This window comes from Shewanella sp. VK101 (assembly GCF_056497865.1).
In genome coordinates this window covers 3,875,455-3,891,400 of record NZ_CM151402.1, presented here as the reverse complement: position 1 = coordinate 3,891,400, position 15,946 = coordinate 3,875,455, and the positions used below count along the sequence as shown (strand labels likewise).

At 55.0% G+C, this 15,946-nt stretch carries 11 protein-coding genes; 4 read left to right on the top strand and 7 right to left on the bottom strand.

Annotated features, from left to right (window positions below; genetic code table 11):
* Nucleotides 1-37 precede the first annotated feature (37 nt).
* The 7 genes from ACSHSR_RS17435 to ACSHSR_RS17405 all read right to left on the bottom strand — a co-directional run bounded on the left by ACSHSR_RS17435 (nucleotide 38) and on the right by ACSHSR_RS17405 (nucleotide 10,291).
* Nucleotides 38-355: a hypothetical protein gene (locus tag ACSHSR_RS17435; RefSeq protein WP_261752776.1), complete on the bottom strand. Its 318-nt coding sequence runs from the start codon at nucleotides 353-355 to the stop codon at nucleotides 38-40.
* Nucleotides 356-496: 141 nt separating this feature from the next.
* On the bottom strand, nucleotides 497-2,716 hold the full coding sequence (locus ACSHSR_RS17430) for a PAS domain-containing protein (RefSeq protein ID WP_144225255.1): 2,220 nt from the start codon (nucleotides 2,714-2,716) through the stop codon (nucleotides 497-499).
* A gap of 179 nt (nucleotides 2,717-2,895) precedes the next feature.
* On the bottom strand, nucleotides 2,896-3,513 hold the full coding sequence (locus ACSHSR_RS17425; RefSeq protein WP_028779394.1) for a TatD family nuclease-associated radical SAM protein: 618 nt from the start codon (nucleotides 3,511-3,513) through the stop codon (nucleotides 2,896-2,898).
* Nucleotides 3,514-3,683: 170 nt separating this feature from the next.
* The gene (locus ACSHSR_RS17420; RefSeq protein WP_479630989.1) at nucleotides 3,684-6,833 is read right to left on the bottom strand and encodes an efflux RND transporter permease subunit; all 3,150 of its coding nucleotides are present in this window, start codon (nucleotides 6,831-6,833) and stop codon (nucleotides 3,684-3,686) included.
* Nucleotides 6,833-8,044 (bottom strand): efflux RND transporter periplasmic adaptor subunit, encoded by a 1,212-nt coding sequence (locus ACSHSR_RS17415; protein WP_025008995.1) that lies wholly within the window; start codon nucleotides 8,042-8,044, stop codon nucleotides 6,833-6,835. Before ACSHSR_RS17415 ends, ACSHSR_RS17420 begins: the two co-directional genes overlap by 1 nt.
* Nucleotides 8,045-8,225: 181 nt before the next feature.
* Nucleotides 8,226-9,452 (bottom strand): ATP-dependent RNA helicase SrmB, encoded by a 1,227-nt coding sequence (gene srmB / locus ACSHSR_RS17410; RefSeq protein ID WP_025008996.1) that lies wholly within the window; start codon nucleotides 9,450-9,452, stop codon nucleotides 8,226-8,228.
* Between the two features lie 107 nt (nucleotides 9,453-9,559).
* Entirely contained in the window at nucleotides 9,560-10,291 is a 732-nt protein-coding gene (locus tag ACSHSR_RS17405) for a methyltransferase (RefSeq protein ID WP_475626927.1), read from the bottom strand.
* A 576-nt stretch (nucleotides 10,292-10,867) separates the two neighbouring features.
* Here ACSHSR_RS17405 and brnQ point away from each other — a divergent pair.
* The 4 genes from brnQ to recJ all read left to right on the top strand — a co-directional run bounded on the left by brnQ (nucleotide 10,868) and on the right by recJ (nucleotide 15,943).
* On the top strand, nucleotides 10,868-12,277 hold the full coding sequence (brnQ, locus tag ACSHSR_RS17400; protein ID WP_044735101.1) for a branched-chain amino acid transport system II carrier protein: 1,410 nt from the start codon (nucleotides 10,868-10,870) through the stop codon (nucleotides 12,275-12,277).
* Between the two features lie 36 nt (nucleotides 12,278-12,313).
* Nucleotides 12,314-13,258: a site-specific tyrosine recombinase XerD gene (xerD, locus tag ACSHSR_RS17395; protein ID WP_479631531.1), complete on the top strand. Its 945-nt coding sequence runs from the start codon at nucleotides 12,314-12,316 to the stop codon at nucleotides 13,256-13,258.
* A 123-nt stretch (nucleotides 13,259-13,381) separates the two neighbouring features.
* Nucleotides 13,382-14,110 carry a bifunctional protein-disulfide isomerase/oxidoreductase DsbC gene (dsbC, locus tag ACSHSR_RS17390; protein WP_028779388.1) on the top strand — a complete coding sequence of 243 codons (729 nt, stop codon included), beginning with the start codon at nucleotides 13,382-13,384 and terminating at the stop codon, nucleotides 14,108-14,110.
* Between the two features lie 108 nt (nucleotides 14,111-14,218).
* Entirely contained in the window at nucleotides 14,219-15,943 is a 1,725-nt protein-coding gene (gene recJ / locus ACSHSR_RS17385) for a single-stranded-DNA-specific exonuclease RecJ (protein ID WP_479630988.1), read from the top strand.
* Nucleotides 15,944-15,946: the final 3 nt, after the last annotated feature.

Here is a 15,946-nt window from a genome sequence, read left to right as displayed (position 1 = left end):
AACAACAATCCCCGCCAAGTTGCGGGGATTTTTTTAGCTAGCACTGGGTTGTTGAGCGTTGCAGCGCCTGAAGGCGCGCCCGATCCAACAGCTCGCATACCTCGGCGGCCGGGCGTTCAAAGTTAGCGGGCAAAGATTGCAATACCCTGCGGGTTTTGGCCCTGAGCGGGCTGCGCTGTGCCAGCCTTGCCAGGTAACTATCTGAGTAGTAACCAATTAGCGGGTTTCGCTGAATATTAAACAGATGAAATTCGCTGATATCCTGCCAGTTCAGCTCCAGTGTCCGCAGCAAGTAGAGGTAGCTGATGCCATGCTGATGGATGCTGAGGGAAATCGTTCCTGGCCATAGAGACACATCAAGGCCAGCAAGACAGAGCCCAAAGTCAGCGGCAGAGCCGACGTGGCCAGCCAGATCAACTGTCACTGAAGTAGAATGCGACGGCCCGCGCCATGAAAAACAGCGCCGATTGACTCCAGTATCAAAGGCTGCTGCATCTCAGAGCTGGCGGGTATAGGCCTGGCAGATATTCTGCTCACCCGTCTGCTTGGCTCGTTTCAGCGCCACTTCGGCATTGCCGAGGAACTGCTCCAGGCTCTGGCCCGGCAGATAGGCGGCTATGCCTATGCTGATCCCTTCTGCCAAGCCGTTTTCGCCCAAGTTGGCCAGCGCCTTGACCGCATAGTGATGCGCCTGATTGGCATCGGTTTCCGGTAGTATGATAATCAGCTTACCCAACTGCCAATGGGACATCTGATAACTGTTGGGCAGATCCCTGAGCAGCTGCATCTCCACCTCGTGTTGGCGGTTCTCCAGTTGGCCGATATCACTCATATGGCTGAGCATGCCCTCGGGGCTGATGTCCATCAGGAGCAGACTGGCCTGCAGTTTTTCCTCTTCGGACATGGACTTGAAGTAGCGATCCAGATCCCTGAGGTTCACCAGGATGGTGCTGCGGTGTGGCACCAGATCGCCACTGGCCTCAATCTTGCCTCTTGGGGTTGCCTGCTCCAGGGTGCACACCAGATATTCAATCTCGCCGTCTTCATCCAGATAGCCCTTGAGCGTGGCTTGCAGGCAACTGCCGTGGCTGTGGGTGCAGAGTATTTGCCCTTGCCACTGGCCTTGCATGCTCACCAGCTGGCTAATTCTCTGCCACTGGTTGCCAAGATCGTTTTCCAGCAAAGCCGCCAGGCTGTGGCTGAGATCACCGTTGAGTTGCATCAGCTTATCAAAGGCTTCATTGACCTTGAGCAACTGCCCCGAGGGCGTGGTCAGGGCGGTGGCCACATTGCTGCCGGTCAATAGCTTGCTAAGGAAGGCTTCCTGCTGGGCTTGTTTCAGTTCGCCGATATCTTCAAAGGTTATCAGCAAATAGGTTTGACTGCTGGCGTTGTAGCGGCGGATATGCAATCTGAGCTGGGCGTTGTCCAGGGATTCGAGCTGCACTTCGCCGCGCCACTCGCCGGCATCCGCCAACTGTTGTTTCATCGAAGAATAAAGCTCGTCTTCCAGGTGCAGGATCCGTTGCAAACTGCGATCCGGCAGCTCATCCTGCTCGAGTTGCAGAGTGCGGGCGGCAGTGGCATTGGCGCTAACGATACGGCCGCTGGGGTTGACCAGCACACAACCCAGGTTGGAGCGGAACAGGCCGCGGGCCAACTCGATACTGTTTTGTCTGGCGCGCTGTTCGAGGCGGAACATATGGGTCAGCAGGATAACCGCGGTTGCCAGAATGGTCAGTATGGCGGCGCAGGCCAAAAGGATGTTGCGCCACTGAAAGAAACGGGAGGCGATGTCGTGATTGCGGATATAGGAAAGCAGCAGATATTCGCGCTTGGTATCGTTTTGCGAAGCCAGTTGTACCTTGAGATAGACGAAGGTGGCGTCTTCTCCGTGGAATTGACCAAAGTTACTTCTGGCCATCTTGCTCCACAGTGCCGGATAGCTCTGTCTTATGCTGCTGCCCATGGTTTCAGGCAGCCTGGCCAAAGGGTCCAGATCTGAGGCGCCGGCATAAAGCAGGCCCTGATTGTCAAACAGCAGCAGAGGTGAGGCATTACTGGAGAAGGCGGGCTTTATTGCCTGCAGCATCTGCAACATGGAGTTGTAGGTGACCAGATAACCGCGCACGCTCTGATCCTGATTTTCCAGCCAGGCCAACTGGTAAATGTAGGGCTCGAGGCGGCCGTCAATCGGGGCAAACTCCAATGCCGAGGTATAGATTTCCTGCCCCCCCAGATTGCGCTTGTTGCCCAGGAGTGCCGGCGGCATGGACATGCTGCCGAAGGTATTGCTGGTGGCGATGCGGAACTTGCCGTCGGCATCAAACAGCGCCAGATCCAGCAGTTCTGGGGTGCTGCGCTTCAGGCTGTCCCAGCTCGTCATCAGCCGTTGATATTCTTTGTGTCCCGGATTATCCAGGTACTGGCGCAGATACTCTGACTTGGCAAACATCTGGGTGCGAAACTGCTGGAAGGAGATTTTATCGGCCAGCAGGGCACCAACGGTTTGCAGCTCGCTGTATCTTTGTACCGCCCACTCTTCCTGCAGACGTCGCTCGCCCAAGGTGATCAACACATTGGTAATGAGTATCACAGTGATCACCAACATGCTCAGCTGACTGGCAACGGCCAGCAAGCGCTGCCGGGACCAGTGAATACCCTGAGCCGAGATAAGCAGAGGTGTGTCTTTGAGTCCGGTATTCTTTTTGAACATGGAACTGTGCTGGCTCCAGAGTGAAAATTGCGCTCATGTTAACACGAAATAACCCAGTGGGCATCGGCAGCTACCGACCGTTCACCGGGCAGTTAACACTGTGGCCCCTGAAGGCGCGAACACATCCCTATGGGGCCTGCGCGGGTTTACAGGTCCATCTGCTTGGTGCCGCCTCTTTGCTAACCCAGCTGTCCCAGGATCCTGTGCTTGAATTGACAGCCGGCGTCTTCCACTATTTTGCGACAGGCGTCGATATCCACCCCTTCCAGGCCATCGAGTGCCGATACCTGCACCTGCTTGATGTAACGGGGAGCTTCGCGAATAAAGGCGTTGACCGCATCCCAGGAACCTGCCAGACGTGGGCGACAGTGTTTAATGTAGCCTGATTCAGTGTCGGCATTGAGTGAGACCGACAGGGCATCGACGCACTCGGCCAGCTCAGGCAATATGTTGCGCCTGTGAAACAGGTTACCCAAGCCATCGGTATTGACCCTGACCTTACCACCGCGGCGTTTTATTTCGCGGGCCACTTCCAGCAAGGTTTCGAGATTGAGCGTCGGTTCACCATAGCCGCAGAACACGTATTCATCGAAACGGGTTACCTCGCCGAGCAGCGGAATGATATCGCTGCCGCGGGGGCGAACCTTGAGATCCAGCTGATACTCATGAATGCTCTTGCTGCCGTTATGCTTGGGACAGAAGCGGCATCTCAGGGTGCAGCGGCCGGTGATATTCAGATAGCGGCTGTTGCGTATGTCATAGACGAGTGTGGGTTGGCTTTGGGCTGTGCTGCTCATAACGACTCAATAAGGCATGCAGGAGATAACTTGGAGTCTAACCAAGAGCCGCAGTGAAAAATGCTAGCAGGATCAGAAAACACCCACTTAGGAGCCACACGAGATGCGGTAGAGTTGAATTTGTTGCCTGATAAGGGAAGGGAGCCTTTGGGCTCCCTTCAATCACTTACTCAGTGTTGCGACTCGTTTAACTGGGCCTCTGCCTCTTTCGGCCGCCACCACCAGTGATAAAACGCTCGGCTCTTGTGGCTCAGATCATCGAGAATGATATAGAGCATGGGCACCAGGATCAGGGTCACCAGGGTGGAGAACAAAATACCGAATGCCAGAGAGGTGGCCATGGGGATCACTATCTGTGCCTGCAGGCTGCGCTCCATTATGATGGGCACCAGGCCGACAAAAGTGGTCAGCGAGGTGAGGATAATCGCCCGGAAACGATAACACCCCGAATCTATGGCCGCCTTGACCACTGACTGACCCTGCTCACGGGCGCGGTTGACGAAGTCCACCAAAATCAATGAATCATTCACCACTACCCCGGCCAGAGCAACTATGCCGCAGAGACTGAGAATGCTCATGGACAGCCCCAGAATAAAGTGACCGAACAGCGCACCTATCATACCGAAGGGGATCACCGACATGATGATCAGCGGCTGGCTGTAGGACTTGAGCGGAATGGCCATCAAGGCATAGATAGTAAATATCGCGAAGAAGAAGCCTTGCAGCAAGCCGACCATGGCGGCCTGTTCATCCTGGCTGGCACCATCGAGACTGGCGGAAATATGAGGATATTTACGCTCGAGTTCGGGCATAAACTTCTCCTGGATCTCCTGCACCACCTTGGAGGGCTCCACTTTATCCTTGTTGGCGTTGGCGGTCACGGTAATCGCCCTGCGACCATCCACCCGGGTAATGGAAGAGTAAGATTCCCCCAGCTCCAGTTCGGCCACGGTAGAGAAGGGCACCGCCATGCCGTTTGGCGTGCGGATCATCATGTTCTCCAAATGGCCTATGGTGCGGCGCTGCTCCAGCGGATAACGCACCATTACCTTGACCTCTTCTTTGTTGCGCAAAATTCGTTGCGCCTCATAGCCATAGAAGCCATAACGCACCTGGCGCGCCAGATCCGATAATGTCAGCCCCAGCGCCTCTGCCTCGGGACGAATCTTGAGGCGAATTTCATGGCTGCCGGAGGAGAAGTTATCGGCAATATCATAAACGCCTTCATAGCTGGCAAGCTTCTGTTTCAGTTCTTTGGCGGCCGCAGACAATTGTTCCAGATCGGTGGAGGTAAAGCGGAAAGAGATATCGCCGCCGGCATCATTGGTGCTGGCATTGATATTGAGTTTCTTCACTGCCACCAAGTCCGGCAGCTGTTTGCGCCAGGCCTCGGCTATGGTCACACCGTCCACGTCCCTGTCTTCACCCTTGGTCAGCTCGGCAAAGATAAATGCCGAGGTGCGGCTGCTCATATTGATAAAGCTGTGCTTCACCACAGGGTAGCCGATTTCGGACTCCATCTGCTGGTTCATGGTATAGAGGGCATTTTCAATTTTCTGCACTGCATCCAGGGTGTTGAGCTCTGAGCTGCCTTCATCCATTTCCAGATTGACCTGGATAAAGTCGGATGGAATATCCGGGAAGAGCACCCAGCGCACCTTGCCACTGGTGACCATGGCGACCGACAGAATAAGCACACCGATAAAGCCCGCCACCAGGGTATATCTGTGGGGGATCATCCGCTCCATAAAGTTGCGGTAACTGTGGTGGATAAAATGCTGCACTTTTTCGTTGAAGGCGCGCTTGAAGCGGCCAAATGGCCCTGGGTTGGGATTGGGTTTGCTGGGCTTCATGTGCGCCAGGTGCGCCGGCAGAATGAACTTGGACTCCACCAGCGAGAAGGCCAGGCAGAGGATCACTATCATGCCGATGGATTTCCAGATGATCCCCATGGGACCTGGCACCATCAACATGGGGATAAAGGCGGCAATTGTGGTCAACACCCCGAAAGTAGCGGGCATGGCGACCTTCTTGGCACCGCGGATCACATTGGTGATCGAGTGGCCGTGACGCTCAACCTCGGTATGGGCACTCTCGCCTATGACTATGGCATCATCCACCACTATCCCCAGCACCAAAATAAAGGCGAACAGAGTCAACATGTTGATAGACAGGCCAAAAGGTTCCATCGGCATCAGTGCCATGGCACCGAGGAAGCACACAGGCAGCCCCAGCATGACCCAGAAGGCCAGTTTCAGATCCAGGAACAGCGCCAGGATAATGAACACCAGCAAGGCACCCATAAACATGTTGGACAGCATCATGTTGAGGCGGCCCTTGAGATAGTGGGTCAGGTCGCCCCAGTAGTCCAGCTTCGCGCCGCTGGGCAGAGTGGCTTGACGCTCGGCAATAAAACCTTTGACCTGATCGGCAATCGCCAGGGCGTTTTGATCGTCTATGCTGGTGATCTCTATGATGGCCGCCGGCATGCCGTCGAAGCGGGTGTACTCGAGCCGCTCCTCAAAGTCATCCTTGATCTCGGCCACCATGGGCAGCATCACCCGGCTGCCATCGGCGCGAGTGCTGACCACTATGTTGGCAAAGTCATCTCCCGTGTAGGCCTGGCCCTTGGTACGCAGCAGTATGTCACCGTCCTGAGCCCGAATTGAGCCACCGGGTAGATCTATCGAAGTGTTTTGTACTGCCTGCGCCACCTGAGTGAAGGTGAGGCCGTACTCTCTGAGCTTATCTTCCGAGACTTCGATACCGATTTCATAGTCGCGCACCCCGGTCACTTCGGCACGGGTCACCGCCGGCAGGTTGGTGATCTCATCACGGATCTCCTTGGCCAGCTCTTTCATGTCGTGCAGTGTCATGTCGCCATAGACAGACACCCAAATAACGTTGTTTTCCGGCTTGATCCGGTAGATATCCGGCTTTTCGATATTGGCCGGGAAGGTGGCAATGGCATCGACCCTGAGTTTGGCCTCATCCAGCACCTCTTTGGCATCATAGCCGTCTTCCACCTCTATGGTGACAGAGCCCACTCCTTCGCTGGCAACCGAGGTAACCTTCTTGATGCCGCTGATGTCCTGAATCGCCTCTTCAATCTTGATGGTGATCCCTTCTTCAATCTCCTGCGGCGCCGCGCCTGGGTAGGCGACTGAGATCCGCAAATAGTTGAGTTCGAAGCTGGGAAAGACCTCTTTATTGATCAGAAAGGCGCTGAAGATCCCGCCGATAAGCAGGATCCACATCAAGAGGTTGGCGGCAACATTGTTGCGGGCGAACCAGGCAATGATTCCTTTTTCCTGCTCCATCAGAGTTCACCCGCCGCAGCCAGACGCTGTTCCTGAGTTTCATCCTCTTCGCTGTGGGAAGCGTCTTTATCTTTGCTGTTGGCAACCCGTACCAACTGACCATTGGTCATATTGTTGAGATTGGTCTTGGAGATTCGCTCGCCATCCTTGAGGCTGTCTTTGATGTAGACATACTCAAGATCTGTGCGTACCACGTTGACGTGACGCATCTCTATCTTGTTGTCCTTGTCTACCACGGCCACATGCTGATTACGCACCATATACCTTGGCAGTTTCACCAGGCCATCGACGGTGCGGCCCTTGATCACGGCGTTGACAAAGCTGCCGTATTTCAGCGGCAGTTGGCCGGTCTGTTTCTGCTTTCGCAGATAAGGATCCTGCACTTCGGCCACCAGATAGACCATGCGGTTATCCGGATCTATCACCCCTTCACTGCGCACTACCTTGCCAGTCCAGGTCACGGTTTTACCCGCGAGGGCAGCGCTCAGGGTTACCTGAGTCTCAGGGTTGTCCACCGACTCCAGATAGGCCAGGTCTTTGTTGGCCAGCGGCAGGCGCACTTCGGCTACAGCCGTGTCGTACAGCTCACCCAGATTGGTGCCTATGGAAACGTATTGCCCCAAATCGACACTGCGGGCGCGCACTATGGCATCGAAAGGTGCCCGGATAACGGTGCGTTCCAGGTTGCGCTTGGCTCTGGCGAGTGCCGCTTCGGCATACTTGACGTTGGCTTGCTCTTTCTTCAACTGAGGAACCCGCAAGCCAAGCTCGGGTGGCATACCGTTGTCATAACCGCTGAATTCTATCTTGGCGACTTCGCCGCGAGCGATTTCTTCATCCAATGCTGCCTTGGCCTGGGCCAGAGTGGCCTGAGCCTGCATCAGGTCGGCCTCATAGTCAGAAGGTTCTATCACCGCCAGTTCATCGCCTTGATGCACCACGCCACCGGCCACAAAGGCCGGGGCTATGCTGAGGATACGGCCCTGAACTTCACTGACCAGCTGAGTCTTGTACTTGGGAGTCACAGTGCCGTAAGAGGGCAGGTTGAGTGACATTGTCTGTTGTTCGACCTGAGTCACGTCGACCACAGGCAGCGGGATCTCTTCCGCTTTTTGCTCCGGCTCCTGCTTGGTCATCATCAGGAGTTTGGCGCCGAGTACGGCGACCACTATGATGAGCAGCGGCGCTATTCTTCGGAAAAATGTCTTCATATTCTTCTGCATATCCATGCTGGAGGCTTAATCTGAGCTTAAATTACCAGACAAGCAGCGGCCAATAAATGTGTTTTTGTAAATAAAATGTGTCAAAAGCTGTCGGCGGCGGGAGGGCTGTGAGGCCGGTAACAAAAAAAGGACCCAAAGGTCCTTTTTAAACGAGAAATTAAGTCGAAGCTTATTTTTTCTTCTTCTTTTTCTTGCTGTTTTTGGCACTGGCATCCTTGGCTTTGACCTTTTTCTTGGTCGGTACCTTGGCTTCTTTGTGCTTGGGGCGCAACTCTTCGATGACTCGCCGTTTCAGCTTCTGCTCGATATAGCGCTCAACTTTGCTGAGGATCCGCATATCATGGGCTTCCACCAGAGAGATGGCTGTGCCCTTGGCGCCGGCGCGGCCGGTGCGGCCTATTCTGTGCACATAGGCATCGGCAGAGCGGGGCATATCATAGTTAATCACATGGGTGATGCCTTCGATATCTATGCCGCGGGCGGCGACATCGGTAGCCAACAGCACCTTGACTTCCCCCTTGGTGAAACGACCCAGAGCCTGGAAACGCTTCTTCTGCTCCATATCGCCGCGCATAAAGGCGGCCGGGATCCCGGCCTGCAGCAACAAACCTTCGAGGCTGCTGACCACTTCGCGGGTCTTGCAAAAGACGATGGCGCGCTTGGTTTCTTCCTGATTGAGCAGGTGACACAAGAGAGCGAACTTGTGCTCCTTGTTGTCGGCCAGGTGGATCCATTGATGGATCTTGGCTTTTTCGCTGCGTGGCGGTTCGGCCTCCACCAACACAGGATCGTTGAGCAACTCAGTGGCAAAACGGCGCACGCCGCCACCTTCCAGCGTGGCAGAGAACAGCATGTTCTGCTTACGTCCCTGCGCTTCTATGGCTATGGTCTGCACTACCTGGGAGAAGCCCATATCCAGCATGCGGTCGGCTTCATCTATGATAAGCAGTTCCACTTCGGTGGCTTCAAACTTGCGCTTCTCAAGATATTCGAGTAGGCGGCCCGGGGTAGCCACCAGAATATCCAGGTTACCGGCCAGGGTTTCTTCCTGTGGGGCGTAAGGGACACCGCCTGTGATTATACCAATCTCCAGTCCAAGACCGGTCGCCAGATGGCAGGCATATCTGTGAACCTGACTGGCCAGCTCGCGGGTCGGGGTCAACACCAGTACTCTGGCCTGGCCGGGACGACGGCGGGGGAAGTCAATCAGATGTTGCAGTGCCGGCAGCAGGAAACTGGCGGTCTTACCTGTGCCGGTTGGGGCATGGGCAAGAATATCCCGTTGCTCCAGCGCCAAAGGCAGAGCCAATTGCTGAATACTGGTCGGGGTCTTGTGGCCCATGGCTTTCAGTGAATCCAAAAGCCTGTGGTCCAGATCGAAATCTTCAAATAGCATGGGGAGCATCTCAAACAATAATGCGCGGGAGTATACCTTGTCTGGGTTGCCGTGCACAGCTTGTCGCTTGGGAAGCTGAGAATAAGTCGCTTGCAACAGGCAACGGCTTAGAGTTTCAGGTAAAAATCCCGGGTCAGTTGTGCCATGGCCTCCGAATAGCGGCCGTCTGCTTCTCTTATGTAGAGGGAGGAATGGGCTTTTGGCGCGGCAACCGCTTCGCCTTCCTTGGCATGTTCAAGCAGCAGTAACTCTCGGCTACTGGGCTTTTGAGGCGTGCTGCTGACACTGACCCGCGCGGCCAGTCGCAAGCCTGCCTTTATTGCGGCGCACGCAAATCTGTCCAGGCTCTGAACCGGCAGAATAAGGCTCGCCTGCCCCTGTGGCTTGAGTAATTGCTTTATCGCCACACACAGCTCGTCAAAGCTCAGATGCTCTGTGTGTCTCGCTGTGGCTCGTTTGGGGTCATCCGAGCGTGGGCCGGTTTCGAAATAGGGTGGGTTGCAGAGTATATGGTCGAACAGCGCCGAGTCTGCCAAGGCATGCTCATCGCAATAGGCCTGAATTGAGCCTTGATACAAAGCGAGTCTGCTCGCCCAGGGCGACGCCTTGAAGTTGGCACGGCTTGCATGGGCCGCGCTGCTGTCGAGCTCAACCGCCAGTACCTCTGCCTCACTGCGCTGCGCCGCCATCAGACTCAGTAAGCCGCTGCCGGCCCCTATGTCCAGCACCCGCTTGGCCCCGGTCAATGGCGCCCAAGCGCCCAAGAGCACCCCATCTGTACTGACCGGCATACCGCAACCGTAATCTTCGATATGAAATGCCTTGAAACTGAATGCCATTGAGTGCTCAACCTCCCAAGCAGAATGCTTGGCGGGGATTTTATCCCGAAAGAGTCATCATTCGCCAAGGCTTTGGCGCCGTTTTGTTTCGGTCTGGTTCATACTTTGGCAGGGGATGCTGCTAACTTTAGGCTGGTGATGCTGGACAAGTGTTAAAGGTCGTACCAGCAAGGGCGTTGGGGAGTCGACAAATGTTTGCAAAATGCTATGCCTGTTGCCTCAATTGGGGCTGGGTGTGACCTTGAACAACTTTTTCTCATCCTGAGTTTTGCATCTGTTGTGTTTTTAGGCTGCTGTTTGGTTGGCTTGTTGCGCACTTTAAGAGGGTCTGGTATTAGTGTTCCCCCTTAATTCGCGGCATTCTGCGAATTAGATCAAGGTAAAACAGTTTTAGGATAAGCAAAGCAGCGAAAACCCCCTGCCATTTGTTCATAAACTCGCCAAGAATAGGCCAAATTTACCACGGATATCTGTAATAAAGGCTTTACACTCGAGTAGGGCGAGCGCGACGGCTATTATTTCAGCTATAGCTAAAAATGTTGCAATCACTTAAGTTTATTAGAAAAACATAACAAGATGGGGCATACAGTGCACAAGACTCAATTGACACTTGGTGACACCCTGGGCCTGGGATTCATGACCTTTGCGTTTTTCCTGGGGGCGGGCAACCTGATTTTTCCTCCTTTTGCCGGGCAGTTGGCCGGCGAAAACATGCCAATGGCCATGATTGGCTTTTTGATTACCGCCGTGGGTTTGCCGCTGGCCGGTTTGATAGCTGTGGCCAAGGCGCAGGGCAAGGTGATGAAGCTGTTGCCGGCCTTTGCCGCGACCGCTCTGGCAGTCGCTATCTATATCATTATTGGCCCAGCCTTCGCGGCGCCTCGTACCGGTCTGGTGGCCTATGAGATCGGCGCGCTGCCTTTTATTCAAGACCCTGCATCGGTAGTGAACATTCTCGGGCTTGAGCTGAACAAGCCTCAGTTGCTCTACACTCTGGGATTCTTTTTGGTGACCATGCTGCTGGCACTGTTTCCCGGCAAACTGATGGATAGCATAGGCAAGGTATTGACCCCAGTGCTGATTCTGCTGCTGATGGGGCTGGCAGTGTCCGTTATCTTGCTGCCCGGCAGCGAAGTACCGGCCGCCAGTGGTGACTATATCAAGCACCCACTGACCAAAGGCATTATCGAAGGCTACAACACCATGGATACCCTGGCGTCCTTGATGTTCGGTATGCTGATTATCGATATTTTGCGCAACAAGGGCGTGTCTGAGCCTGGCTTGCAGACCCGCTATCTGGTGCGCGCTGCGCTGGTAGCCGCCGCTGGTCTGGCATTTGTGTATGTGTCGCTGTTCTTCCTCGGTGCAACCGCAGGTGATATGGCCAAGGGCGCCGAGAGCGGTGGCCAAATCCTCACCAACTATGTGACTCACGAATTCGGTGATATGGGCATTATCCTGTTGTCCACTGTGGTGACTCTGGCCTGTTTGACCACGGCTGTGGGGCTGGTGAGTGCCTGCTCCGACTTCTTCCAGGAGTTGATCCCGGGCGCCACTTATCGCTTTCTGGTGGTGCTGTTCAGCGTGATCTGTGCCGTGGTGGCCAACGTAGGCCTGACCCAGCTGTTGGCTATCAGTATTCCTGTGCTGATGACCATCTACCCTGTGGCTATCGCTTTGGTGTTGGTGACCTTCCTGACGCCTTATTTCCGCAATCCGAAATTTGCCCACAGACTGGCGCTGTCGGTGGCCTTGTTCTTCGGAATTTTTGATGCCCTTAAGGTGACAGTGGCTTCACTCAAGCCGCTGACCCAAGTGGCCGAGCCCAACAGCTTGCTGCTGGCATTTGTGTCCGGGGTTGAAAGCCTGGCCCCTGTGATGTCGGCGTTGCCTCTCTACGAAGAGGGCATGGCCTGGCTGCCACCCACCCTGACAGTGATGATTATCTGTTTGTTTGTCAGCCCCAAGGCGGCACAGGCTGTCTGAGTAGCTGGAGTCCATTTCGAGACGGCGTTATCCTTGATGACGCCGTTTTTTATTGGAGTATTGTTTGTGGCCGCGACTTCTTCATCCGCTTATGTCCAGGACCCCTTGATTGAAGGTTTTCTCGATGACCTTTGGTCCAGTAAGGGCCTGAGCGACAACACATTGGCGGCTTATCGCAATGATCTGCGCCATTTTGATCAGTACCTGCAGGGAAGAGGGCTGACGCTCAACTCTGCCGGGCGCGAAGCGGTGCAGGATTATCTCGGTTTTCGTGTCGACAAAGGGGTTGCCCAGAGCAGCAGTGCCAGGTTGAAGAGCAGCTTGCGGCGCTTTTATGGTTTTTTGCTGCGTCGGCAACTGATAGCAGAAGATCCCATGGCGCGTATTGCGTCCACCAAGCTCAAGCGCAAATTGCCCGGTAGTCTCAGCGAGGCCGAGGTGGATGCCTTGCTGGCTGCGCCCATACGGGAAGACCCGGTCGAAGCCAGAGACAAGGCGATGCTTGAGCTGTTATACGCCACCGGACTCAGGGTCAGTGAACTGGTGGGGTTGACGCTGGAGCAGATGAGTCTGCGTCAGGGCCTGGTACGGATCACGGGTAAAGGCGGCAAGGAGCGCTTGGTGCCCATGGGCGAGGTGGCCGTCAGCGAAATCGAGTCTTTCCTCAAGCTGGCGCGCACCGAGCTGCTCGGCGGTAAACAGAGTGATGTGGTGTTTCCCTCCAAGCGCGCCCAGATGATGACCCGGCAAACCTTCTGGCACAGGATCAAGCTTTATGCGTTGCGGGCCGGTATCAGCACCGAGCTGTCGCCCCATACTTTGAGACACGCCTTTGCCACTCATTTGCTCAACCATGGCGCTGACTTGCGGGTAGTGCAGTTACTGTTGGGTCACAGCTCGCTGTCCACCACCCAAATTTATACCCATGTGGCCAATGCCAGGTTGCAATCGCTGCATCAGCAGCATCATCCAAGAGGCTGAATTCGGTGATCTGGCACGCAATTAGTTGCTTTCACTGACAACAGCCTGTAACTTTTCAGCCTCTGGCCCGGTCTGATGAGAGACGAAAAAAACCAATCAGGCCCAAATAAGATAGGATTTCCAATGAAGTTAACCCGTGCATTCTCTCTGTGTCTGGCGCTGGCGGTTACACCCTTTGTCGGTGTTGCCTCTGCGGCTTCCGAACCGGGTGATCAGCTGAAGCAAAAGCTCAGTGACACCTTGGGTATTGAAGTGATCTCTATGGCAGATTCACCTATCCCAGGCCTGTATCAGGCAATCACCAACCGCGGCGTGCTCTATGTCAGTAAAGATGGTTCCAAGCTGCTGCATGGCAACCTCTATGATCTGAATCAAGGGATGAAAAACCTCACCGAGGCGGCGCTTGCTGGCCCAAGACTCGAGATGCTCAAGTCCTTCGAAGACAAGATGCTGGTCTACAAGGCCAAGAACGAAAAGCATGTGGTGACTGTCTTTACCGATATCACCTGTGGTTATTGCCGTAAGCTCCATAACCAGATGCAGGAATACAACGACCTTGGGATAACAGTGCGCTATCTGGCCTATCCCCGTCAGGGCGTGCCTTCACCCAACGCCGAAGAGATGGAAGCAGTTTGGTGTGCCAAAGACCCTCACAAGGCCATGGATGACGCCAAGGCCGGCAAGAGTATCAAGATGGCCAAGTGTGATGCCAATATCCCGGGGCAGTATCAACTGGGGATGAGTTTTGGTATCAATGGCACTCCTGCGTTGATCCTCGAAGATGGCAGCCTGATCCCGGGTTATCAGCCACCGAAAGATCTGTTGAACAACCTTGAGAGTCGTAGCCTTTAATCTCAATAGCGGCAGCGCTCAATCGAAAAATCTCACTCAAAAAGGCGAGCAACCCACTCGCCTTTTTGTTATCTTGCCCGGCAAAGCCATTTTCAAGAATAGCCCATAGTGATCCACAAAATCGTCCGTCGTCCCAGGGTGGACGACAGCCATTTACCCGCTAATCTGCATCCGCTCTTAAAACAGATTTACGCCAGTCGCGGCGTTCAGGCTCCCGAGTGCGAACTGGTGCTCAATCGTCTGCTCAGGCCGGATACCATGCTGGGCTTGCAACAAGGTGCCGAGCTGGTGGCCGATGCCATCGCCGCCAATCGCCGCATTCTGATCATGGGTGATTTCGATGCCGATGGTGCCACCTCCACCAGTGTGTGTCTGTTGGCGCTCAGAATGATGGGAATGGAAAACTGTGATTATCTGATCCCCAATCGCTTCGATTATGGCTATGGCCTCAGCCCTGAAATAGTGGCGGTGGCGCACAGCAAGGGCGCCGAGCTACTGATCACTGTCGATAACGGTATCTCATCCATCGAAGGCGTCAGGGCCGCCAAGGCGCTGGGGATGACGGTTGTTATTACAGATCACCATTTGCCGGGCAATGAATTACCCGAGGCAGATGCCATCATTAACCCCAATCAACCCGGTTGCCGCTTTGCTTCCAAGTCGATTGCCGGGGTCGGGGTGGCTTTCTATCTGATGTTGGCGCTGCGGGCTGAGCTGAGAAAACGTCACTGGTTCGCCAAACACTCGCTGGCCGAGCCCAATCTGGGGGTATTACTGGACTTGGTGGCCCTGGGCACAGTGGCCGATGTGGTGTCGCTCGATGCCAACAACCGTATTTTGGTGGATGCCGGTATCAAGCGGGTGCGAAACGGCGCCTGTCGCCCGGGGATCACCGCCTTGCTGGAGGTGGCCCGCCGCAATCCGGCGCGTTTGGTGGCCGCCGATTTCGGCTTTGCGGTTGGCCCCAGACTCAACGCCGCCGGAAGGCTGGATGAAATGGCGCTTGGGGTTGAAACTCTCTTGTGTGATGACATGCTCAAGGCAAGAAGGATTGCGGCCGAGCTTGATGGCCTCAACGCCGAGCGCCGTGAGCTGGAAACCGGCATGCAGCAAGAAGCGATGAAGAGCCTGGAGGCGCTGCAGCTCAAAGAGAGTGAACAGCCCTGGGGTATTGCCCTGTATCAGCCGGACTGGCATCAGGGGGTGATAGGTATTCTGGCTTCCCGGATCAAAGACAGGTTCCACCGCCCGGTAATCGCCTTTGCCGAAGCCAGCGACACTGAAATCAAGGGCTCGGCCCGCTCCATCAAGGGGCTGCATATGCGCGATTTGCTGGAGCTTATCAATGCCCGTCATCCCGGTATGATCCTCAAGTTCGGTGGTCATGCCATGGCCGCCGGGCTCTCTTTGCGTAAGGATGCCTTCGAGCAGTTTGCCGAGGCCTTTGACACCTGTGTCCGTGAGCTGCTGACCCTGGAAGATCTCAATGGCGAGCTGTTCTCCGACGGTGAATTGCCGCTTGAGTGTTTTACCCTGGATACGGCGCAGCTGCTCAGAGATGCCGGTCCCTGGGGCCAGGCCTTCCCCGAGCCGTTATTTGATGGCCATTTCAGAATTCTGCAGCAGAGACTGGTGGCAGAGAAACACCTTAAACTGGTGCTGGAGACTGAGTGCGGTCGGATCATGGCTGATGCCATCGCCTTCAATGTGGATCTCAAGACCTGGCCTGATGCCAGCATCAATCATGTGCGCCTGCTGTATAAGCTGGATGTGAACGAGTTTCGCGGCAACAGTAACCTGCAGTTGCTGGTTGAGCAGCTGGAGCCCCTGTAAAAC

Coding starts and splice junctions, on each gene's coding strand:
- ACSHSR_RS17420 (WP_479630989.1), bottom strand. CDS start 6,833: ATGGAGCAGGAAAAAGGAATCATTGCCTGGTTCGCCCGCAACAATGTT.
- dsbC (WP_028779388.1), top strand. CDS start 13,382: ATGAAGTTAACCCGTGCATTCTCTCTGTGTCTGGCGCTGGCGGTTACA.
- ACSHSR_RS17405 (WP_475626927.1), bottom strand. CDS start 10,291: ATGGCATTCAGTTTCAAGGCATTTCATATCGAAGATTACGGTTGCGGT.
- ACSHSR_RS17430 (WP_144225255.1), bottom strand. CDS start 2,716: ATGTTCAAAAAGAATACCGGACTCAAAGACACACCTCTGCTTATCTCG.
- xerD (WP_479631531.1), top strand. CDS start 12,314: ATGACGCCGTTTTTTATTGGAGTATTGTTTGTGGCCGCGACTTCTTCA.
- ACSHSR_RS17425 (WP_028779394.1), bottom strand. CDS start 3,513: ATGAGCAGCACAGCCCAAAGCCAACCCACACTCGTCTATGACATACGC.
- srmB (WP_025008996.1), bottom strand. CDS start 9,452: ATGCTATTTGAAGATTTCGATCTGGACCACAGGCTTTTGGATTCACTG.
- brnQ (WP_044735101.1), top strand. CDS start 10,868: ATGGGGCATACAGTGCACAAGACTCAATTGACACTTGGTGACACCCTG.
- ACSHSR_RS17415 (WP_025008995.1), bottom strand. CDS start 8,044: ATGAAGACATTTTTCCGAAGAATAGCGCCGCTGCTCATCATAGTGGTC.